Here is a 19,764-nt window from a genome sequence, read left to right as displayed (position 1 = left end):
TCAGACGGCCGCGGCTCCGGCCTCGCCGCGCGTGCGCAGCCCGTCGAGAGCGAGGGCGACCACATCGTCGGCGAGACGGTCGGCGCCCTCGCGTCCGCCGGGGCGGTACCACTCGACGATCGAGTTGATCATCCCGAACACGAGTCGCGCGACGACGCTCGCATCGATGTCGGCCCGCAGCGCGCCTTCGCTCTGCGCCTCCGACACGAGCGCGGTGATCCGACGGTCGAAGGCCCGCCTGCGGATCAGCGCCTTGCGCTCCACATCGGTGTTCCCCCGCACGCGCAGCAGCAGCGTCACGGCCGGCAGCTGGTCGACGAGCACACGGACGGCGCCGCGGAGCACGTGCTCGAGCCTGTCGACAGCGCTGGGTGCAGCCGACCCCTGGGCCGATTCGGGAAGCGGGTTCTCCACGACGGCCTCGAGGCCGCTCAGGGCCGCGTCGAGAGCGAGGTCGAGGATCTCGTCCTTCGAGCCGAAGTGATGGTAGATCGCCGACTTCGACAGACCGAGCCGCTCGGCGAGCATGCCGATCGACGTGGCGTCGTACCCGTATTCGTTGAAGGCGGCGACGGCGACACCGAGGATCCCCTGCTGGTCGTACCCGGGGCGGCCTCGTCGTGTGCTCTGCATCTCGGACATCACCCCACAGTCTCGCACCCGATGGGGCGTGCGCACCGGAGCATCGGCCGCGAGGCGACCGCGGTGTCGCTCATCGTCACCGCAGGTCGTACACCCGCTTGTACTTCCCCTCGCTCCGAGGCAGCGTCCCCGGCTCGGCGAGCTGCACCGCGACGGTCGATCCCACGAAGATCTTGATCCGCTGCGCGAGCACCTCCGCCGCGCTCTGGCAGGTCTCCACGGACAGGTCGGGGTGGCGCTCGATCCGCACCTTCAGCGTGTCCATCCGTCCTTCCTTCGACAGCTCGAGGATGAAGTGCGGGGTCAGCTGCTCGATCCCCAGGACCAGCTCCTCGATCTGCGTGGGGAACAGGTTCACGCCGCGCAGGATGATCATGTCGTCGTTGCGACCGGTGATCTTCTCCATCCGTCGCATCCCCGGACGCGCGGTCCCCGGCAGCAGCCGGGTGAGATCGCGGGTGCGATAGCGGATCACGGGGAACGCCTCCTTGGTGAGGGAGGTGAAGACGAGCTCGCCGAGTTCGCCGTCCGGCAGCGCCGCCCCGCTGTCCCCGTCGATGATCTCCGGCAGGAAGTGGTCCTCCCACAGATGCGGACCGTCCTTGGTCTCGAGGCACTCATTGCCCACCCCCGGCCCCATGACCTCGCTGAGCCCGTAGATGTCGAGGGCGTCGATCCCCAGACGCTGTTCGAGTTCGTGACGCATCTCGTTCGACCACGGCTCGGCGCCCAGCACCGCGACCTTCAACGACGTGGAGCGCGGGTCGACGCCCTGCGCAGCCATCGCGTCGGCGATCGTGAGGAGGTAGCTCGGCGTGCACAGGATCGCATCCGGCTCGAAGTCGAGGATGAGCTGCACCTGGCGGGCGGTCTGGCCGCCGGACATGGGGATGGCGGTCGCTCCGAGCGCTTCGATGCCCGCGTGCGCGCCGAGACCGCCGGTGAACAGCCCGTAACCGTAGGCGTTGTGCACCTTCATCCCGCGGCGGATCCCGCTCGCACGCAGCGAGCGCGCCACCAGCGAAGCCCACCTGTCGAGGTCGCCCCGCGTGTACCCGACGACCGTGGGTCGCCCCGTGGTGCCGCTGGAGGCGTGGATGCGGGCGACGTCGGACATCGGCACCGCGAACATCCCGAACGGGTAGGTCTCGCGCAGATCCTCCTTGGTCGTGAAGGGCAGCAGCTGCACGTCGTCGAGGGTACGGATGTCTTCCGGACGCACACCCGCCTCATCGAGTTTGCGCGTGTAGAGAGGCACGTTCGCGTAGGCGTGGCGCACGGTCTGCTGCAGTCGGGCGAGCTGGAGCGCGGCGATCTCGTCGCGACCCATGCGCTCTTCGGCATCGAGCTCGGCGGCTGCGGGCGGGCGGACACGGGAGGATGTTGCGGTCGTCATCGACACGGGGTGCTCCAGGGGGTCAGAAGGTCTGGCTGGTGGTGCGGGAACGCCCGCGGAACTCGGCGACGGGGTCGCCCTGCTCGTCGACGACGGTCACGTCGTAGATGCCGGAGCGTCCGGTGCGCGATCGCCGGATCGCGGTCGCGGTGAGCGTCTGGCCGGAGACGGTCGGCTTGAGGAAGGAGATGTCCGCTCCGGCGGCGACCGTGACCCGATCGTCTTCGTTGCACGCGATCGCGAAGGCGGTGTCGGCCAGGGCGAAGACGAATCCGCCGTGGGTGATCTGGAAGCCGTTGGTCATGTCATCCCGCACGCGCATCGAGACGACCGCGTGCCCCGGATCGTCGCGTTCGACGACCAGGCCCAACGAGGCCGAGGCGCGGTCGCGCTCCATCATGGCGCGATTGGGTCGCACGGCGTCGGTCGCCTGCGTCGTCGCTTGTGTCATCGTCGACCTCCTCGTCGAGCGGGTCGGACGTCGCACCTGCGACATCCGACCCGCTCATACTAACCGAACGATCGGTCAGTTAGTCAACGGAGTCGGCGAGCGCCGCCGCGGCGGCGGCCCGCGCTGCGGCGGCCGTGGGGGCACCGAGCGCGGCTGCCGCCGCTCGACGGCACGCCGCCGGAGACACCGCGCTCAACCGCGCAGCGACCCGTCCCAGCGACCGCGGGGCCATCGACAGGGATGTCACTCCCAATCCGACCAGCACGGGTGCGAGCTCGGGGTCACCGCCGGCCTCGCCGCACACCCCCACCGGTTTCCCGGCAGCGCTGCCCGCGTCGCCGACGATACCGATGAGTCTCAGCACCGCGGGCTGCCAGGGATCGTTCAGATCTCCCAGGTCGCTGAGCAGCCGGTCCGCCGCCATCGTGTACTGCGCGAGATCGTTGGTGCCGAGGCTGACGAAGTCGACGACCTCGAACAGCTCGGCGGCGAGGAGAGCCGCCGACGGCGTCTCGATCATGATGCCCACCCGGTCGAGCCCCGCGGCCCGGCACCGTTCGGCGAAGCCAGCGGCCTCATCGACCGTCGCGACCATCGGAGCCATCACCTCGACCTGCGCCGCCTCCTCGGCAGCCGCCCGAGCGAGCGCAGCCAGCTGGTCGTCGAGGAGCTGAGGGCGGCGGCGCGCGATCCGCAGTCCGCGCACGCCGAGGGCGGGGTTGTCCTCGCTCTCGGCGTTGGCGAACGGCAGCGGCTTGTCGCTTCCCGCATCGAGGGTGCGCACGACGACCTTGCGCTCGGGGAAGGCGGCCAGCACACCGCGGTAGGCGGCGACCTGCTCGTCGATGCTCGGAGCATCGACGCGATCGAGGAAGCAGAACTCCGTGCGGAAGAGCCCGACGCCCTCCGCGCGGGCCGAGGCGGCGCTGACCGCGTCGGCTGCTCCGCCGACGTTGGCGAGCAGCGGGATCCGTTGCCCTCCGGCGAGCACGCCGACACCGTCGAAGTCGACGGCGGTCGCCGACGCGCGCGCCAGCGCGATGACCGATTCGGCAGGCTCGACCTCGACCGTGCCCCGGTCGCCGTCGACGAGCACCATCACGCCGGCGGGGATCGCTTCGGCGTCGTCGAGACCGACCACGGCAGGCAGGCCGAGAGAGCGCGCGATGATGGCGGTGTGCGAGGTCGGCCCGCCCTGAGCGGTGACGAGGGCGACGCATGCTCCCCCGGCTAGCAGCGCGGTGTCGGCGGGAGCGAGATCGGGGGCGACCAGGACGAAGGGCTCATCGCGCTCCGGGACGCCAGGCATGTCGACCTCGAGGATCTCGGCGATGATCCGGTCGCGCACGTCGCGGATGTCGGCGATGCGCTCGGCCATCCGGCCCCCGAGCGCGGCGAGAGCCTTCTCGTGGACGACGGCCGTCTCCCAGACCGCGCGGGCAGCGCTGCGCCCCTTCGACCGCACGAGCGCGGTCGCCTCGGACACCAGCTCAGGATCGGATGCCAACAGGCGGGAGGCATCGAGGATCGCCTTGGTCTCCCCCGTCGCCTGCGCGGTGCGCGAGCGCAGCTGATCGGCGACGGCGACGGCCGCCCACTCGATGGCGGAGACCTCGGAATCCCGATCCGCTTCGGCGACGACCGTGTCGGGGTCGGGTTCGGGAAGCGGGGGTGCGAGGTGGACGACGCGGGCGGCGACCTGGCCGGGGCTCACCCCGCGCCCGCGAAGCACGGAGCCGGCCGCGATCTCGCGCGTCGGACCCATCCCCTTCTCCGGGGTCGACGGCGGAGCTTCCGCGGCTCGCGTCGTCGGTACGGCGTCATTCTCGGGTCGGCTCTCCTGACGCACGTCGTCGGTGCCCTCACCGAAGCCGTCGTCGAACAGCGCGACCAGGCGATCGAGCACCTCCGTCGCGTCATCGCCGCGTGCGGACAGTTCCAGTTCGTCGCCCTGCCGCGCGCCGAGGACGAGGAGACGCGTCAGGCTCGCCGCCGCGGCATCGGGGCCATCGGGAAGGCGACGCAGGCGCACGTCCACTCCTGCTGCCGCCTTGGCGATCAGGGCCGCAGGACGCGCGTGGATGCCGAGCGGATTGCGCACGCGCACGCGGCGCACCTGCACATCTGCGTCCGACGCCGGGGGAACAGGGGGCCCCGATGCGTGCTCTTCCTCGACGCCGAGCGCGCCGGTCTTCGCCTCGAGCGCGGCCGTCGCCTCCGAGGCGACGTCGTCGAGCGACCCGCCGGCCGCCGCAGACACCGCGGCGGCAAGGAGACCCTCCACGAACGGGGCCGGCGCGAGCCGCACGGGCACGACGCTGGATCGCAGCTCGAGAGCGAGCTCGGCGCTGAGCACAGCGGACCCCAGGTCCATGAGGACGAGCACACCGTCGCAGTCCGCGGCGAGCTCATCGATGGCCGCTGCCACCGCGACGGCGTCGGTTCCGAGGATCGGTGCGCCATCAGCGTCCACGCCCGCTCCGGCCGCGACCTTCACCCGCACACCGCCGTCATGGACCATCTGCAGGGCAAGCTCCAGTGCCGCCTCCCCGAGCCGTGCACTGTGGGAGACGGCGACGATGCCGATCATCAGGCGTCGTCCGCGACCGCCGCGGCGAGCGTGTCGAAGAGGATCGCGGTCGATGCCGCCCCCGGGTCGAGGTGCCCGGCGCTGCGCTCCCCGAGGTAGCTCGCTCTGCCCTTGCGGGCGACGAGAGGCAGAGTGGCGTCGCGTCCGGCCGCGGCCGCGTCAGACGCGGCCTTGGCCGCGTCCTGGACCGATGCCCCCGCGGCGAGCGCGGCGTCCATCGCGTCGACCGCTGGCGCCATCGCGTCGAACATGGTCTTGTCCCCCGCTTCGGCCTTGCCCCGCGCGACGATGCCGTCGAGTCCTGCCCGCAGCGCGGCCGCGAGAGCGGGGCCGTCGAGGGCGGTCACCGGACCCGCCGCCATCCCCATCCTCAGGAAGAACGTTCCGTAGAGCGGTCCGCTGGCTCCGCCGACGGAGCTGACGAGAGTCATCCCGACGGTCTTCAGCAGCTCATCGACCGTTCCTGGCGCTCCGGCGGAGAGCTTCTCGCCGACGGCGCTCATGCCGCGAGCCATGTTGGCTCCGTGGTCGGCGTCGCCGATGGCCGAGTCGAGTTCGGTGAGCCAGTCGCGCTTCTCGGTGACGGCCGCACCGAACCGGGAGACCCAGTCGGTGAGCACGACGGTGTCGACCGCGGCCATCAGACGCCCCACCGCAGACCGGGGGTGTTCACCGGGGCATCCCACAACCGCAGCAGCTCATCATCGGCCTTGAGCAGCGTCACCGAGCATCCGGCCATGTCGAGCGAGGTGATGTAGTTGCCGACGAGGTTCCTGGCCACCTGCACGCCGGACTTCTCGAGAAGCGCTGCGACCTCGCCGTACATGAGATACAGCTCGATGAGCGGCGTCGCGCCCATGCCGTTGAGCATCACGATCGCGGGCCCTGTGGCATCGATGTCGGCGAGGATCGGCTCGACCAGCTGCCGGGCGATCTCGGACGCCGGGGCGAGGGGTTCGCGATGACGACCCGGTTCGCCGTGGATGCCGATGCCGATCTCCATCTGGTCGTCCGGGAGGTCGAACGTGGGCTTGCCCGCAGCAGGGACCGTGCAGCTGGTGAGAGCCATGCCCATCGAGCGGCCCTGTCCGTTCACCTTCTTGGCGAGCTCGACCACGGCGGCGAGGTCGCGCCCCTCCTCCGCGGCCGCACCGACGATCTTCTCCAGCAGCACGGTGAGACCCACCCCGCGGCGTCCGGCCGTGTAGAGCGAGTCCTGCACCGCGACATCGTCGTCGACGATGACGCTGCCGACCTCGATCCCCTCCATGGAGGCGAGCTCGGCGGCCATCTCGAAGTTCAGCACGTCACCGGTGTAGTTCTTGACGATGTGGAGCACACCGGCTCCGCGATCCACGGCTTTGGTGGCCACCTGCACGCGGTCGGGGGTGGGCGATGTGAACACCTCACCGGCCACAGCCGCATCCAGCATCCCGGTGCCGACGAAGCCGCCGTGCAGCGGCTCGTGCCCGGAGCCACCGCCGGAAACGATGGCGACCTTGCCTTGCGCCTTGGGAGTGGCGCGGGTGATGACGTGGTTGTCGAGGTCGACGGAGAGCTCGGGATGAGCGAGCGCGACGCCCTTCAGGGATTCGACGAGAACGTCTTCCGGGGCGTTGATGAGCTTCTTCATCATTCGATCTCCTTTGATCCTTCGTGGTGTCTTTCGCAAAAATCCGAAAGCAATTCGTTAATGTCGAATATGCTCGGAGCCTGCCGGGTTGTCAAGATCATTCGTGAAGCCCGGCTCCATCTGCACCGGCTCGACGACGCACCGGAAGGAGGCCTCCCGTGATCCAGGCGATCGATCGCGCGGCGAAGGTCCTCGAACTGCTCCAGGGAGCACGCCACCTCGGCATCACCGACCTCGCCGCGGCCCTCAGCCTGCCGCCGTCGACCGTGCACGGGATCGTGAAGTCGCTGCGCTCGCACGGACTCGTCGCGAAGGAGCGGGGTGGTCAGCGCTACATGCTCGGTCCGACCCTGCTGCGCCTGAGCAACGTCTATCTCGACACCCTCGACGTGCGAGCGCGGGCGATGCGATGGACGCAGGAGCTCGCACGGCGCACCGACCTCTCGGTGCGCCTGGGCGCCCCGCACTTCACCGACGTGCTCGTGATCCACCACAATCTGCGCCCGGATGACAGTCAGCAGATGCTCGAGACCGGGGTCGCCATCCCCGCCCACGCCTCGGCGATGGGCAAGGTGCTCCTCGCCTACGACCAGGGATTCCAGCAGAGCGTCTTCGAACAGCCGCTGCGCAGCCTCACCGGCGACACGGTGACCGACCTCGCCCGCCTCACCCTGGAGCTGCCGGCCATCGCCGAACGCGGCATGGCCGGGGAGTTCGACGAAGCGGTGCTCGGCGAGTCGTCGATCGCAGCCCCCGTCGCCGATGCCTCGAACGCCATCGTCGCCGCCGTCGCCGTGGTGCTGCCGACCTCGCAGACGCCCGCCTCGGATGCGATCCTCAACGCCCTGCGCGAGACGGCCCGCAACATCTCGCGCGAGCTCGGCGCCACCACGTGGCCGCCGCGCGTCGCCCCGGCCGATGACTGAGAGCCTCTCGCCTCGACCCGGCGAGGTGGATCGCGCTCAACCGCGCAGCGCCAGGGCGAACGGCAGCACCTGGGTCGCCCCGGCCTGACGGAGCACACGGGCAGCGACCGTCATCGTCCACCGGCTGTCGACCAGATCGTCGACGAGCAGCACAGGACCAGAGGGCACGTCGAGGTGCTGAGCGCTGAAGCGGTCCCAGAGCCCGGCGAGGCGGAAGACGCTGTTCCCGCCCGGCCCTCCGGTGGGCCCACCCGCGACAGGGTCGAGCGCGCCGAGATACGGCAGGCGGCCGACGTCGGCGAGCCCTCGGGCGAGCGCATCGACCAGCAGCGGATGCGAACGCGAGGGCATGGCGACGACGGCGACGGGTCGCTCCTCCCACTCCCATCCGGCGAGAACCCGGATGCAGGCCTGGAGCAGCTGGGGCGTCACCGCGGCGTCGGGCGCACCGGCGGCGAAGATCTCGCGTAGTGCCCCTCCCCAGCCCAGATCGGTGAGACGCGCGAGCGCCCGCCCCTCCCCCGCCTGCTCGTCGGCGGGGATGCGTCCCTTGACCGGCACCTCGAGCCGATCGGCACCGGTCGGCCATGCGCGCCGAGGCTCGATCGGGATGCCGACGCGGTCGAGCGACTCCGCCGCCTGCGTGCTCGCGGACTCGCCGATCTCGCGCGGGAACCACCCGCCCGCGCAGTTGTCGCACCTCCCGCAGGGCGCCGCCGTGTCGTCGTCGAGCGACCGCTGCAGGAACTCCATGCGGCATCCGTCGGTCTGCTCGTACTCGATCATGTGCTGCTGCTCGGCGAGGCGCTCGGCGGCGATGCGCTCGTAGCGTTCAGCGTCGTAGGTCCACGGCTCACCGGTCGCGACCCATCCCCCCTGCACGCGCCGGACCGCACCGTCGACGTCGAGCACCTTCAGCAGCAGCTCCAGCGGCGTGCGGCGGATGTCGACCATCGCCTCGAGCGCCGGCGTCGAGATCGGCGCATCGCCGAGCGCGCCGATCACCCGCTCCGCGCGTTCCCGATCCGGCATCGAGGCCGTCGCGAAGTAGTGCCAGATGTCGCGGTCTTCGACGCCCGGCAGCAGCAGCACGTCGGCGCTCTCGCTGGCACGGCCGGCACGACCCACCTGCTGGTAGTACGCCACGGGAGACGACGGCGCTCCGAGGTGCAGCACGAATCCCAGATCGGGTTTGTCGAAGCCCATGCCCAGCGCGCTCGTGGCGACCAGAGCCTTGACCTCGTTGCGCTTGAGCATGCCCTCGGACTCGGCGCGCTCCTCGGTATCGGTCTGCCCGGTGTAGGCCCGCACGTCGTGCCCGTGATCGCGCAGCAGGCGGGCGGTGTCGACGGCAGCCGCGACGGTCAGCGTGTAGATGATGCCGGAACCGGGAAGGTCGTCGAGGTGGCTCAGCAGCCACGCGAGGCGGCTCGCCGAATCGCGCAGGCGCAGCACGCCGAGGCGCAGCGAGGTGCGAGCGAGCGGTCCGCGGATCGTGAGCACCGGCTCGGCTCCGGAATCGCCGCGCAGATCGCCACCCGCCTGGAGGCTGCCGAGCTGCTCCGCCACATCCGCCACGACCCGGCTGTTCGCCGTCGCGGTGGTCGCGAGCACCGGCACATCGGCGGGCATCTGCGCGATCAGGTCGCGCAGCCGCCGGTAGTCGGGGCGGAAATCGTGGCCCCAGTCGCTGATGCAGTGCGCCTCGTCGACGACGAGCATCCCGATGCGGCGAACGAGCGCCGGCAGCTGCTGCTCACGGAAGGCCGGGTTGTTGAGCCTCTCCGGCGAGACCAGCAGGACGTCGACCTCGTCGCGGTCGAGCTGCCCGAGCACGTCGGTCCACTCATGCGCATTGGTGGAGTTGATCGCGACCGCACGCACCCCTGCACGCTCGGCGGCCGCGATCTGATCGCGCATGAGCGCCAGCAGCGGCGACACGAGCACGGTCGGCCCCGCACCCTGACGCCGCAGCAGCAGCGTCGCGACGAAATAGACCGCCGACTTGCCCCAGCCGGTGCGCTGCACCACCAGCGCGCGGCGGCGCCCTTCGACGAGCGCCTCGATCGCCTCGTACTGGCCGTCGTGGAAGTCGGCGTCTGAGCGGCCGACGAGCTCGCGCAGCGCCGCGCGGGCGGCCTCGCGGGTGTCGGTAGAGGCTGCGGAGGTCATGTTCCCACTCTGCCCCACCCCGCCGACACCCCGGTGGCGGCATCCCCAGGTTCGCCGGCCCCTGGGCGCGTCCGTTCGTCTAGCGTGAGGACATGATCACACGTGAGCTCGCCGTCGCCCTGCGAGACCGCGGACTCGTCTGGCGCCCCGCGGAGGGCGATCGGTTCCAGCTCGACCTGCCGGACGATGTGGAACTCGAGGCGGAGGCCGAGGTCTTCACCGTCAGCGAGATGACGATCGAGGCCCGACAGACTCCGAGCGGCACCGACCTGGCGTTCAACGGGACCACCGAGTGGGCTCTCGACGCGGTGACGCTCGCGGATGCGGTGTGGCTGCCGAGGGAGGATCAGCTGCGCGACCTGCTCCGGGGCACCTTCCGCGCACTGGTGCGCCTCGACGACACCTTCCGGGTCGACATCGAGATCGGCGGAGATGCGCTCGCATTCGAGCATCCAGACCCCTCCGAGGCCTACGGGCGAGCCCTCCTGGAGCTGATCTCCCGCTCGCAGTGAGAGTCGCGCCTTGAATCCGACCGTCCTCTGTGTCAGAATTACCTAACGATCGGTCAGTAAAGTTGACCGGATGCCGAGGAGTCGACGATGACCAGTGCCGCAGACCTGTCCCTGGTGGGCGAGATCTCCGATGAGGAACGTCTCTTCGACGAACTCATCGCCAACGAGCAGCGCATCGAGCCGCGCGACTGGATGCCGGAGGCGTATCGCAAGACGCTGGTCCGGCAGATCTCCCAGCACGCGCACTCCGAGATCATCGGCATGCAGCCGGAGGGGAACTGGATCACGCGCGCGCCGAGCCTCAAGCGCAAGGCGATCCTGATGGCGAAGGTGCAGGACGAGGCCGGCCACGGCCTCTATCTCTACTCCGCAGCGCAGACCCTGGGCACCACGCGTGACGAGATGATGGATCAGCTCATCAGCGGCAAGGCGAAGTACTCATCGATCTTCAACTACCCCACCCCGACCTGGGCGGACATGGGCGCGATCGGCTGGCTCGTCGACGGTGCCGCGATCTGCAACCAGGTGCCGCTGTGCCGGGCGTCGTACGGCCCGTACGGGCGGGCCATGGTGCGGGTCTGCAAAGAGGAGTCGTTCCACCAGCGCCAGGGCTTCGAGATCCTGCTGACCCTCATGCAGGGCAGCGAGGAGCAGCGCGCGATGGCCCAGGACGCCGTGAACCGCTGGTACTGGCCGAGTCTCGCGATGTTCGGGCCACCCGATGACCAGTCCCCCAACTCGGCGCAGTCGATGAAGTGGAAGATCAAGCGGTTCTCGAACGACGAGCTGCGTCAGCGGTTCGTCGGAATGCTCGTGCCCCAGGCCGAGATCCTCGGCGTGACCCTGCCCGACCCCGACCTGCGCTTCGACGAGGAGACGGGCCAGTACGTGATCGGCGAGATCGACTGGGACGAGTTCTTCGAGGTGGTGCGCGGCAACGGACCGTGCAATGCCGAGCGTCTCGAACGGCGCCGCACCGCGCACGAAGAGGGCGCCTGGGTGCGCGAGGCCGCGGCCGAGTACGCGCGCAAGCAGTCCCTCAAGACGAAGGCGGTGGCGTGATGGCGACGCCGGGAGCAGACGAGCGCGAACCCTGGCCCCTGTGGGAGGTCTTCGTGCGCGCGAACCGGGGCCTCAGCCACGTGCACGTCGGCTCGCTGCACGCGCCGGACGCCGAGATGGCGATCCGCAATGCCCGCGACCTCTACACGCGCCGCGGCGAGGGCGTCTCGATCTGGGTCGCGCCGGCAGACGCGATCACCACGAGCGACCCGGATGCCAAGGGCGCGTACTTCGAGAGCCCCGCCGGCAAGAACTACCGCCACGCCGTGTACTACACGGCCTCCGAGGGAGTACCGCACCTGTGAGCGCACCGCACCCGACCACCGCGCACGAGGGCACCGACGTCCACGGCGACATCCACGGCGACGTCTCCGTCGACGAGATCAGCCTCTCGCAGGAGCTCTCCGGCACCGGTGCGGTCGCCGCGTCGGCCGACATCGCCGAGTATGCACTGCGCCTCGGCGATGACGCGCTCATCCTGTCCCAGCAGCTGGGCGCCTGGATCTCGCGCGCCCCCGAGCTGGAGGAGGACGTGGCCCTGGGCAACATCGCGCTCGACCTGCTCGGCCACGCACGCTCCTTCCTGCACTATGCCGGCTCGTACGACGGCCGCAGCGAAGACGATCTCGCCTTCTTCCGCGACGAGCCCGAGTTCCGCTGCGCCTGGATCGTGCAGCAGCCCAACGGCGACTTCGCCCAGACCATCGCGCGGCAGTTCGTGGTGGCCACCTACATGTTCGAGCTGTACTCGACCCTGCGCGCCAGCAGCGACGAGACCTTCGCCGCGATCGCCGAAAAGTCGCTCAAGGAGGTCGACTACCACCGCGATCACGCCGTGCAGTGGATGCTGCGACTCGCCGGCGGCACCGAGGAGTCCCGCACCCGCATCATCCGGGCGATCGGTGACGTCTGGCCGTACGTCGACGAGCTGTTCCGCGACGACGACCTGATCGTCCGGCTCGGAGATGCGGCAGTGCGACCCTCGAGCCTGCGCCCCGCGTTCGACCGCGTGGTCGACACCGTGTTCGCCGAGGCGGACGTGTCGGTTCCCGCCGTGATGTCCTCGTCGGCGGGTGGGCGCGACGGCGCGCACGCGACGCCGCTCGGGCACATCCTGGCCGAGATGCAGGTGCTCGCCCGACGGCATCCGGGGGCGACATGGTGACCCTCACCCCGACGCAGGCCGCCTGGCGGATCGCCGCCTCCGTCCCCGACCCCGAGGTGCCCGTCCTCACGATCGAGGACCTCGGCGTTCTCCGTGCGGTCGAGGTCGACGGCACCAGCGTCCACGTCGACATCACCCCGACCTACAGCGGTTGTCCCGCGACGGACACGATCCGCGACGACGTGATCCTCGCCCTCACCGCCGCCGGCTTCGACGAGGTCGAGGTGCGCCTTGTCCTCTCCCCCGCCTGGACCACGGACTGGATGACGGAGGCAGGCAAGACCAAGCTCGCGGCCTACGGCATCGCGCCGCCCTCCGGCCGGGCTGCCGTCTCGACCGGCCCCATCCGCCTCTCGCTGAGCGTGCGCTGCCCTCGTTGCGGGTCGCTCGACACCCGCGAGGTCTCCCACTTCGGCTCGACCTCGTGCAAGGCGCTGTTCGAGTGCCGCGCCTGCCTCGAGCCCTTCGATCACTTCAAGGTGCACTGACATGTCGCTCTTCACCTCCGCGCCGGCTTCCCTCCCGCGTGCGACGACGCCGCGCGCGGCCGCTCCGCGCACGCGCGCCCGCTTCCACACCCTCACCGTCGAAGACGTACGCCCACTCACCGACGACGCGGTCGAGGTGACATTCACCGTGCCCGCCGCACTCGCCGACGAGTACGACCATCTTCCCGGCCAGTACGTCGCGCTGCGCACCACCCTCGACGGCGTCGAGGTGCGGCGCTCCTACTCGCTGTGCCGTGCGCCGGAGCACCGCGACGACGGACAGGACACCCGGTTGAGCGTCGCCGTGAAGCGCGACGAAGGCGGACTCTTCTCGACCTGGGCGCAGACCGGCCTGCACGCCGGATTCGAGATCGACGTGATGAGCCCGCAGGGCACGTTCACCTCGGCCCTCGACGACCTCGACGACCGCCACGTGGTGGGCATCGCCGCCGGCTCCGGCATCACGCCGCTGATGGCGCTCGCCCACACGGTGCTGACGCGGTCCGAGACGTCGCGGTTCACACTGCTGTACACGAACAGGGCCACGCTCGACGTGATGTTCCTCGAAGACCTCGCCGATCTCAAGGACCGCTACCCGACCCGACTCGTGCTGCACCATGTGCTCTCCCGCGAGCAGCGGGCGGCTCCGGTGCTCTCCGGGCGGATCGACGAGGAGAAGCTGCGCACGATCCTCGGCACGCTGATCCCGCCGTCGAGCGTCGACGAGTGGTTCCTGTGCGGACCGCTCGCCCTGGTCGACCTCTGCCGCGAGGTGCTGGCCGACGTCGGGGTCGAGCGTTCGCACATCCGCTTCGAACTGTTCACCACCGGCGACGAACCGGCTCGCGCGGCCCGACCCGTGCAGGTGCGCGCCGGCGAGAAGACCGTGCGCATCGAGGTCACGCTCGACGGCGTCTCCTCGACCGTGGAGAGCCCGGTCGACGCGCACGAGTCGGTGCTCAACGCGGCACTGCGCGTGCGGCCCGATGCGCCGTTCGCGTGTGCGGGCGGTGTCTGCGGCACCTGCCGTGCCCGTGTGATCGAGGGCAGCGTGACCATGACCGAGAACTACGCCCTGGAGCCCGACGAGCTCGAGCGCGGATTCGTGCTCACCTGCCAGTCCCATCCGACCAGCGACCGCGTGGTCGTGGACTACGACGTCTGACCCGGAGGCCCCATGATCGACCTCGCCATCGCCGACGACGTCGCGACGATCGTCCTGAACGCGCCGTCGAAGCTGAACGCGCTCGACGAGAAGGCCCTGGCGGATCTGGATGCCGCCTACGAGGCCGCGGAGAACGCCGGTGTGCGCGCGCTCATGCTCCGCGGCGAGGGGCGCGCGTTCTGCGCCGGGCGGGACATCTCGGGGGTCGATCCTCGGGACGACGACGTGCTCGGCTATCTCGGCGGCCTCGTCACCCCGCTGCTGCAGCGCATGGCGCGCTTCCCCGCACCGACGTTCGCCGTCGCGCACGGCGCCTGCCTCGGGGTCGGACTCGGGCTGCTCATCGCGACGGACGTCGTGTACGTCGCGGAATCGGCCAAGATCGGGTCCCCGTTCGCCGCACTCGGCGCGACCCTCGACTCAGGTGGACACGCCCTGTTCCTCGACCGGCTGGGGGCGCACAAGACACTCGACCTGATCTACACGGGGCGCCTCATGAGCGGCGCCGAGGCCGTGGCCTCCGGCCTGTTCTCGCGCGTCTTCCCCGATGACGAGGTCGTGCAGGCGACGACCGATGCCGCAGCCACCGCTGCCCGCGGCGCGACGGCGGCGTTCCTCGCGAGCAAGGAGCTCATCGCCCGCATCCGCGACGAGCGGCTCGCGCTGTGGGACGCGGTCGGCATCGAGAACGCCGCACAGGCCGCACTGTGCGACACCGATGACTACCGCGAAGGGTTCGCGGCCTTCCAGGAGAAGCGCACGCCCGTCTTCCGCGGGCGCTGAGCGCGCCGGCACCGGCACCGGCGCGACACGAATGTCCGACACCGGTGCGAGAATTCCCCCATGATGCTCACAGAGCTCGTCTCCGCCGCCGACCGGGTCGGGGCCACCTCGTCGAGGCTCGCGAAGATCGATGCCCTCGCCGAACTGCTCTCGCGCGCAGATCCGACCGAGATCCCCGCAATCATGGGCTTACTGCTCGCGGCGCCCCGCCAGGGCAGGCTGGGGGTCGGGTGGCGTGGCATCTCCGCCCTCGACATCGCCCACGCCGACAGCCCGACCCTGACCGTCGGCGAGGTCGACCAGGCGTTGGACGCGCTGGCGACGACATCGGGCACCGGCTCCGCGTCGGTGCGCAGCGGGATCCTCGGCGACCTCGCCTCTCACGCCACGGCCGAGGAGTGGGACTTCCTCGCCCGCGCGATGCTCGGCGAGCTGCGCACCGGCGCCCTCTCGGGCGTGCTCCTCGATGCCATCGCGCGGGCCGCCGACCACCCTGCGGCCATCGTCCGGCGCGCGGCCATGCTCTCGGGCGACCTCGGCGAGACCGCCCGCATCGCACTCACCGGAGACGAAGGCGACCTCGAGGCGGTGGGCCTGCGGGTCGGGCGCCCGGTTCTGCCCATGCTGGCCGCGACGGCTGCGACGCCCTCTGCCGCGCTGGAGGCCACCGGCCGGGCCTCTGTCGAGTACAAGCTCGACGGCGCCCGCATCCAGGTGCATCGCCACGGCGACGAGGTCGGCGTCTACACGCGGAGCCTGGCCGACATCACGCACCGCGTGCCCGAGATCGTCGAGATCGTGCGCGCTCTCCCGGCGCACGACGTCATCCTCGACGGCGAGACGCTGTCGCTCGACGAAGACGGTGGGCCGCGCCCGTTCCAGGAGACCATGTCGCGGTTCGGTGCCGATGTGTCGCGCGAGCTCGTGCTGCGACCGTGGTTCTTCGACGTGCTGCACGTCGACGGGCGCGACCTGATCGACGAACCGCTCTCCGTCCGACTGGCCGAGCTCGAACGCGTGGTCGGCGACTGGCGGATGCCGGGCATCGTCACCGACGATGCGGATGCCGCCGAGCAGCTGTCGCGCGATGCTCTCGCCGCCGGACACGAAGGCGTCGTGATCAAGGCCGTGGATGCGCCGTACGCCGCCGGTCGGCGCGGCAAGTCCTGGGTGAAGGTCAAACCGGTGCTGACCTTCGACCTGGTCGTGCTCGGGGCGGAGTGGGGCTCCGGCCGCCGCCGCGGCTGGCTCTCGAACCTCCACCTGGGCGCCCGTGATCCCTCGGGAGAATTCGGCGACGCCGACGGCTACGTCATGGTCGGAAAGACCTTCAAGGGCCTCACCGACGAGCTCCTGCGGTGGCAGACCGCCGAGTTCCCCGAGCATGAGTCGCACCGCACGGCGTCCACCGTGTTCCTGCGCCCCGAACTCGTCGTGGAGGTCGCGGTCGACGGCGTGCAGCGCTCACCGCGATATCCCGGGGGCGTCGCCCTGCGATTCGCCCGGGTGAAGGGCTACCGGCAGGACAAGTCGCCGTCCGAGGCCGACACGATCCAGACACTGCGTTCCCTGCTGCGCGGCTGACCCGCCGGCCTCACGCTGACGGCGCGAGGCCCTGGTCCTCTTCGCGGACCGTCCCGCGGAAGGACCACGGGAAGTCGATCCACAGATCGGTGTCCTTCCACGCGAAGTCGGGCTGGATGATCGTGGAGGGCTTGGTGTAGATCGTGACCGAGCGCACGTCGGCGCCCTTGTCCTTCAGCAGCTGCACGGCGAGCGCGAGTGTGCGACCCGAGTCGGCGACATCGTCGACGAGCAGCACCCGGCGGCCGTCGAGATAGGCCATGTCGAGCTCGGGAGGCAGAACCTCTGGGGCGTCGAGCACAGTGCCGATCCCGGTGTAGAACTCGACGTTGATAGCCCCGCAGTTCTTGGCGCCGAGTCCGTACGCGATCGCTCCGGCGGGGAGCAGACCGCCACGCGCGATCGCGACGACGACCTCCGGCAGGAAACCGCTGTCGAGGATGTCGCGCGCGAGATCGCGCGTCGCCGCCCCGAAGCCGTCCCAGGTGAGTGTCTCGCGCTCGATCTCTGCATCAGTCATTCCTGCATTCTCCCGCATCCTGCGCTGCTCCCCCGCCGGTAGACTGAGCGGGTCCGGCCCGGCCGGTGCCTGAAAAAGAGGCACGAAGCACTTCGCGAAGACGCGGAGGCGAGACACATACGGATCCCGCAGTTCCTCCGTCCCTGTCTCGAAAGGCTTTCGCATGCCCACCGTCTCCGCGCACGTCGCCCTCACCCTCGCTCAGCACATCGACGCCGTCTTCGGCGTGATGGGCAACGGCAACGCCTATTTCCTCGACGCGATCGAGACGCAGACGGATGCCGTGTTCACCGCTGTGCGCCACGAGCAGGGCGCCGTGGTCGCCGCCGACGCCCACTTCCGCGCATCCGGTCGCATCGCCGCGGGCACCTCGACGTACGGCGCCGGTTTCACGAACACCCTGACCGCGCTCGCAGAGGCCGTGCAGGCGCACGTGCCGCTCGTGCTCGTGGTCGGTGACGAACCCACCTCCGGTCCCCGCCCCTGGGATGTCGACCAGATCGCTCTCGCCTCCGCCGTGGGCGCCCGCACCTATACCGTCGGGCGGGCCGATGCCGCCGCCACCACCGTCATCGCGATCGAGCACGCCCTCACCTACCGGGTACCGGTCGTCCTCGCGATCCCGTATGACGTCGCAGCTCTCGAGGCCGGCGAGGTGCCGGAGGCGCCGTCGCCGCGCATCCCCGCACCTCTCGCCCCGCGCGGTGAATTCGCCGACGCGATGCTCGACGAGATCGCCGCCGCTCTGGCCGGCGCCGAGCGGCCTTTCCTGCTGGCCGGTCGCGGAGCATGGTTGTCCGGAGCGAGCTCCGCACTGGGAGAGCTGGCCGCAGCGACCGGCGCGCTCACGGCTTCCTCGGCGCTCGGCCGCGGGGTCTTCCCCGACACGCGGTACGACCTCGGCGTGACCGGCGGCTTCGGTGCCGACGGCGCGATGGAGCTCGTGCGCTCCGCCGATGTCGCCGTCGTGTTCGGCGCCGCACTGAACCAGTTCACGATGCGTTTCGGTGAGCTGTTCGCGCCGGGCACCCGCGTCTTCCAGATCGACACGGCACCGGCCGCGACGCACGCGCACGTCGGAGGCTTCGTGCGTGCCGACGCCCGGCTCGCCGCAGAGGAGCTCGTGGCCCGGATCGGTACAGCCGGGTCGGCGCACCCCTGGCGTGAGACGGTCGACGTCGCCGCCGCGCGCACGTACGACGCCGGCGACGACCTCGCTCCCGACGGACGGCTCGACCCGCGCTCGGCCGCCCGACGCATCGCCGAGCTGCTGCCGGAAGACCGCGTGGTGGTCTCCGACGGCGGCCACTTCATCGGGTGGGCGAACATGTACTGGCCGGTTGCGGCTCCCGACCGCATGATGATGGTCGGCACGGCATTCCAGTCGATCGGACAGGGATGGCCGAGCGTCGTGGGCGCGGCCCTGGCACGGCGCGAGTCGACCGTGGTGCTCACCTCCGGTGACGGCGGCGGACTCATGGCGATCGCCGATCTGGAGTCCGCCGTGCGCGCTGCCGGCGGCCGCGGCATGGCCGTGGTCTGGAACGACGCGGCCTACGGAGCCGAGGTGAACCTCTACGGCCTCAAGGGGCTGGCGGAGGGCCCGATGCGTATCCCCGAGGTCGACTTCGCCGCGTTCGGCGCGGCCGTGGGAGCCGAGGGCGTCGTCGTGCGCACGCTCTCCGACCTCGACCGCCTCGCGAGCTGGGCCGAGGAGGACGCGGCGACGCGACGCTTCCTGCTGCTCGACCTGCGCATCTCGGGCGATGTCATCGCTCCGTACCAGCAGGAGATCATCCGCGTGAACTCCTGACGCATCCGTCGCCGGCCCTTCACCTGGCAGACTCGGACGATGCCGGGTCTCCATCACGTCGAACTGTGGATCGCCGACCTCGATGAGGTGCGCGCGCAGTGGCGCTGGGTGCTGGGCCGGCTCGGCTTCACGCTCGACGGCGAGTGGCCCGGCGGGGAGTCCTGGATGGCCGGCGACGCCTACCTCACCCTCACGACGTCGCCGAACCTGTCACACGCCGCACACGATCGCCGACGCGCCGGCCTCAACCACCTCGCGTTCCACGGCGGTGCCCGCGACGCGGTCGATGCGATCATGGCCGAGGCGCCCGCCCACGGCTGGCACCCGCTCTACACGGACCGCTACCCGCACGCCGGTGGCGACCGGCACTACGCCGGCTGGCTCGAGAACGCCGCAGGCTTCAAGATCGAGATCGTCGCGGACGTCGTCGTCTAGGCGCCGTAGTCAGGAAGCTCCTGCAGCGTCCAGGAGTTGCCGTCCGGATCGTCGAAGGACACGAACCGCCCCCAGTCGAGGTCCTGCACGCCGCGTGCCTCCACGCCGAGGCCCTGCAGATGCGCCAGCGCCTCGTCGGCACCCGGCACCACGACCTGGATCGTGTTCTGCATGCCCGGTTCGAGGTCGATGCCCAGCCCCGTGCCGAACGCGATCGAGCACGCCGAGCCCGGTGGTGTCATCTGCACGAAGCGCAGTCCCTCGGTCGGCGTCTGATCCCAGTCGGCGGTGAAGCCGATCTTCTCGTAGAACTGCTTCGAGCGGTCCACATCGGTGACCGGCACGAAGATGAGCTCGATCTTCCAGTCCATCACGCACTCCTCCTGTCGGGCGTCGTCGCCCGTCGGCGTCCACCGTACGCGCGGCC

General features: G+C 70.5%; 20 protein-coding genes and 1 pseudogene. 11 read left to right on the top strand and 10 right to left on the bottom strand.

What is annotated here, in order from left to right:
* The 7 genes and pseudogenes from ASC55_RS16260 to dhaK all read right to left on the bottom strand — a co-directional run bounded on the left by ASC55_RS16260 (nucleotide 1) and on the right by dhaK (nucleotide 6,712).
* Nucleotides 1-642: a TetR/AcrR family transcriptional regulator gene (locus ASC55_RS16260; RefSeq protein ID WP_017828385.1), complete on the bottom strand. Its 642-nt coding sequence runs from the start codon at nucleotides 640-642 to the stop codon at nucleotides 1-3.
* 76 nt (nucleotides 643-718) lie between these two features.
* Complete coding sequence (paaK, locus tag ASC55_RS16255; RefSeq protein WP_055871216.1) at nucleotides 719-2,038, bottom strand: phenylacetate--CoA ligase PaaK; 1,320 nt, start codon at nucleotides 2,036-2,038, stop codon at nucleotides 719-721.
* Nucleotides 2,039-2,060: 22 nt separating this feature from the next.
* On the bottom strand, nucleotides 2,061-2,489 hold the full coding sequence (gene paaI / locus ASC55_RS16250; protein ID WP_055871214.1) for a hydroxyphenylacetyl-CoA thioesterase PaaI: 429 nt from the start codon (nucleotides 2,487-2,489) through the stop codon (nucleotides 2,061-2,063).
* Between the two features lie 79 nt (nucleotides 2,490-2,568).
* On the bottom strand, nucleotides 2,569-4,254 hold the full coding sequence (ptsP, locus tag ASC55_RS16245; RefSeq protein WP_055877939.1) for a phosphoenolpyruvate--protein phosphotransferase: 1,686 nt from the start codon (nucleotides 4,252-4,254) through the stop codon (nucleotides 2,569-2,571).
* Nucleotides 4,255-4,377: 123 nt separating this feature from the next.
* Nucleotides 4,378-5,079, bottom strand: a pseudogene (locus tag ASC55_RS17875) (HPr family phosphocarrier protein); the annotation flags it as partial.
* On the bottom strand, nucleotides 5,079-5,720 hold the full coding sequence (gene dhaL, locus ASC55_RS16240; protein WP_055877937.1) for a dihydroxyacetone kinase subunit DhaL: 642 nt from the start codon (nucleotides 5,718-5,720) through the stop codon (nucleotides 5,079-5,081). The gene dhaL and the pseudogene ASC55_RS17875, both read right to left, overlap by 1 nt.
* On the bottom strand, nucleotides 5,720-6,712 hold the full coding sequence (gene dhaK / locus ASC55_RS16235; protein ID WP_055877932.1) for a dihydroxyacetone kinase subunit DhaK: 993 nt from the start codon (nucleotides 6,710-6,712) through the stop codon (nucleotides 5,720-5,722). The genes dhaL and dhaK overlap by 1 nt, the downstream gene beginning before the upstream one ends.
* Nucleotides 6,713-6,870: 158 nt before the next feature.
* Here dhaK and ASC55_RS16230 point away from each other — a divergent pair, with 158 nt between their 5' ends.
* Nucleotides 6,871-7,638, top strand: a complete 768-nt coding sequence (locus ASC55_RS16230; RefSeq protein ID WP_017828379.1) for an IclR family transcriptional regulator — start codon at nucleotides 6,871-6,873, stop codon at nucleotides 7,636-7,638.
* Between the two features lie 36 nt (nucleotides 7,639-7,674).
* On the opposite strand, the gene ASC55_RS16225 is transcribed toward ASC55_RS16230, so the two are convergent.
* Nucleotides 7,675-9,810, bottom strand: a complete 2,136-nt coding sequence (locus tag ASC55_RS16225) for a RecQ family ATP-dependent DNA helicase (RefSeq protein ID WP_055877534.1) — start codon at nucleotides 9,808-9,810, stop codon at nucleotides 7,675-7,677.
* Between the two features lie 92 nt (nucleotides 9,811-9,902).
* Between ASC55_RS16225 and ASC55_RS16220 the strand changes: the two genes are divergently transcribed.
* From ASC55_RS16220 to ASC55_RS16185, 8 genes are all read left to right on the top strand, one after another.
* On the top strand, nucleotides 9,903-10,322 hold the full coding sequence (locus ASC55_RS16220) for a hypothetical protein (RefSeq protein WP_055877531.1): 420 nt from the start codon (nucleotides 9,903-9,905) through the stop codon (nucleotides 10,320-10,322).
* 87 nt (nucleotides 10,323-10,409) lie between these two features.
* Nucleotides 10,410-11,384, top strand: coding sequence for a 1,2-phenylacetyl-CoA epoxidase subunit PaaA (paaA, locus tag ASC55_RS16215; RefSeq protein WP_055877528.1), 975 nt, complete (start codon nucleotides 10,410-10,412; stop codon nucleotides 11,382-11,384).
* Entirely contained in the window at nucleotides 11,384-11,689 is a 306-nt protein-coding gene (paaB, locus tag ASC55_RS16210) for a 1,2-phenylacetyl-CoA epoxidase subunit PaaB (protein WP_017828375.1), read from the top strand. The genes paaA and paaB overlap by 1 nt, the downstream gene beginning before the upstream one ends.
* Nucleotides 11,686-12,549: a 1,2-phenylacetyl-CoA epoxidase subunit PaaC gene (gene paaC, locus ASC55_RS16205; RefSeq protein ID WP_055877526.1), complete on the top strand. Its 864-nt coding sequence runs from the start codon at nucleotides 11,686-11,688 to the stop codon at nucleotides 12,547-12,549. Before paaB ends, paaC begins: the two co-directional genes overlap by 4 nt.
* Complete coding sequence (gene paaD / locus ASC55_RS16200; protein WP_055877523.1) at nucleotides 12,543-13,037, top strand: 1,2-phenylacetyl-CoA epoxidase subunit PaaD; 495 nt, start codon at nucleotides 12,543-12,545, stop codon at nucleotides 13,035-13,037. The genes paaC and paaD overlap by 7 nt, the downstream gene beginning before the upstream one ends.
* Nucleotide 13,038: 1 nt before the next feature.
* Nucleotides 13,039-14,202 (top strand): 1,2-phenylacetyl-CoA epoxidase subunit PaaE, encoded by a 1,164-nt coding sequence (paaE, locus tag ASC55_RS16195; protein WP_055877521.1) that lies wholly within the window; start codon nucleotides 13,039-13,041, stop codon nucleotides 14,200-14,202.
* Between the two features lie 12 nt (nucleotides 14,203-14,214).
* Nucleotides 14,215-14,985 carry an enoyl-CoA hydratase/isomerase family protein gene (locus ASC55_RS16190; RefSeq protein ID WP_055877518.1) on the top strand — a complete coding sequence of 257 codons (771 nt, stop codon included), beginning with the start codon at nucleotides 14,215-14,217 and terminating at the stop codon, nucleotides 14,983-14,985.
* Between the two features lie 60 nt (nucleotides 14,986-15,045).
* Nucleotides 15,046-16,569, top strand: coding sequence for an ATP-dependent DNA ligase (locus ASC55_RS16185; protein WP_055877517.1), 1,524 nt, complete (start codon nucleotides 15,046-15,048; stop codon nucleotides 16,567-16,569).
* Nucleotides 16,570-16,579: 10 nt separating this feature from the next.
* On the opposite strand, the gene ASC55_RS16180 is transcribed toward ASC55_RS16185, so the two are convergent.
* A complete protein-coding gene (locus tag ASC55_RS16180; RefSeq protein ID WP_017828369.1) occupies nucleotides 16,580-17,089 on the bottom strand; it encodes a phosphoribosyltransferase in 510 nt (169 codons plus the stop codon).
* Nucleotides 17,090-17,252: 163 nt separating this feature from the next.
* Between ASC55_RS16180 and ASC55_RS16175 the strand changes: the two genes are divergently transcribed.
* Nucleotides 17,253-18,902 (top strand): thiamine pyrophosphate-binding protein, encoded by a 1,650-nt coding sequence (locus ASC55_RS16175; protein WP_055877514.1) that lies wholly within the window; start codon nucleotides 17,253-17,255, stop codon nucleotides 18,900-18,902.
* A 39-nt stretch (nucleotides 18,903-18,941) separates the two neighbouring features.
* Complete coding sequence (locus tag ASC55_RS16170) at nucleotides 18,942-19,337, top strand: VOC family protein (protein ID WP_055870616.1); 396 nt, start codon at nucleotides 18,942-18,944, stop codon at nucleotides 19,335-19,337.
* Here ASC55_RS16170 and ASC55_RS16165 read toward each other — a convergent pair.
* Nucleotides 19,334-19,708, bottom strand: a complete 375-nt coding sequence (locus tag ASC55_RS16165) for a VOC family protein (protein WP_055877512.1) — start codon at nucleotides 19,706-19,708, stop codon at nucleotides 19,334-19,336. The two genes, ASC55_RS16170 and ASC55_RS16165, sit on opposite strands and share 4 nt — an antisense overlap.
* Nucleotides 19,709-19,764: the final 56 nt, after the last annotated feature.

The organism is Microbacterium sp. Root322 (assembly GCF_001425645.1).
Lineage (GTDB): Bacteria > Actinomycetota > Actinomycetes > Actinomycetales > Microbacteriaceae > Microbacterium > Microbacterium maritypicum.
The sequence above is the reverse complement of the archived record's forward strand: the minus strand, read 5'-3'. Positions and strand labels throughout refer to the sequence as shown.

Bases quoted from the DNA above. Each gene is read 5' to 3' on its own strand.
- ASC55_RS16260 (WP_017828385.1), bottom strand. From the start codon at position 642: ATGTCCGAGATGCAGAGCACACGACGAGGCCGCCCCGGGTACGACCAG.
- paaK (WP_055871216.1), bottom strand. From the start codon at position 2,038: ATGACGACCGCAACATCCTCCCGTGTCCGCCCGCCCGCAGCCGCCGAG.
- paaI (WP_055871214.1), bottom strand. From the start codon at position 2,489: ATGACACAAGCGACGACGCAGGCGACCGACGCCGTGCGACCCAATCGC.
- ptsP (WP_055877939.1), bottom strand. From the start codon at position 4,254: ATGGGTCCGACGCGCGAGATCGCGGCCGGCTCCGTGCTTCGCGGGCGC.
- dhaL (WP_055877937.1), bottom strand. From the start codon at position 5,720: ATGGCCGCGGTCGACACCGTCGTGCTCACCGACTGGGTCTCCCGGTTC.
- dhaK (WP_055877932.1), bottom strand. From the start codon at position 6,712: ATGAAGAAGCTCATCAACGCCCCGGAAGACGTTCTCGTCGAATCCCTG.
- ASC55_RS16225 (WP_055877534.1), bottom strand. From the start codon at position 9,810: ATGACCTCCGCAGCCTCTACCGACACCCGCGAGGCCGCCCGCGCGGCG.
- ASC55_RS16220 (WP_055877531.1), top strand. From the start codon at position 9,903: ATGATCACACGTGAGCTCGCCGTCGCCCTGCGAGACCGCGGACTCGTC.
- paaA (WP_055877528.1), top strand. From the start codon at position 10,410: ATGACCAGTGCCGCAGACCTGTCCCTGGTGGGCGAGATCTCCGATGAG.
- paaB (WP_017828375.1), top strand. From the start codon at position 11,384: ATGGCGACGCCGGGAGCAGACGAGCGCGAACCCTGGCCCCTGTGGGAG.
- paaD (WP_055877523.1), top strand. From the start codon at position 12,543: ATGGTGACCCTCACCCCGACGCAGGCCGCCTGGCGGATCGCCGCCTCC.
- paaE (WP_055877521.1), top strand. From the start codon at position 13,039: ATGTCGCTCTTCACCTCCGCGCCGGCTTCCCTCCCGCGTGCGACGACG.
- ASC55_RS16190 (WP_055877518.1), top strand. From the start codon at position 14,215: ATGATCGACCTCGCCATCGCCGACGACGTCGCGACGATCGTCCTGAAC.
- ASC55_RS16185 (WP_055877517.1), top strand. From the start codon at position 15,046: ATGATGCTCACAGAGCTCGTCTCCGCCGCCGACCGGGTCGGGGCCACC.
- ASC55_RS16180 (WP_017828369.1), bottom strand. From the start codon at position 17,089: ATGACTGATGCAGAGATCGAGCGCGAGACACTCACCTGGGACGGCTTC.
- ASC55_RS16175 (WP_055877514.1), top strand. From the start codon at position 17,253: ATGCCCACCGTCTCCGCGCACGTCGCCCTCACCCTCGCTCAGCACATC.
- ASC55_RS16170 (WP_055870616.1), top strand. From the start codon at position 18,942: ATGCCGGGTCTCCATCACGTCGAACTGTGGATCGCCGACCTCGATGAG.
- ASC55_RS16165 (WP_055877512.1), bottom strand. From the start codon at position 19,708: ATGGACTGGAAGATCGAGCTCATCTTCGTGCCGGTCACCGATGTGGAC.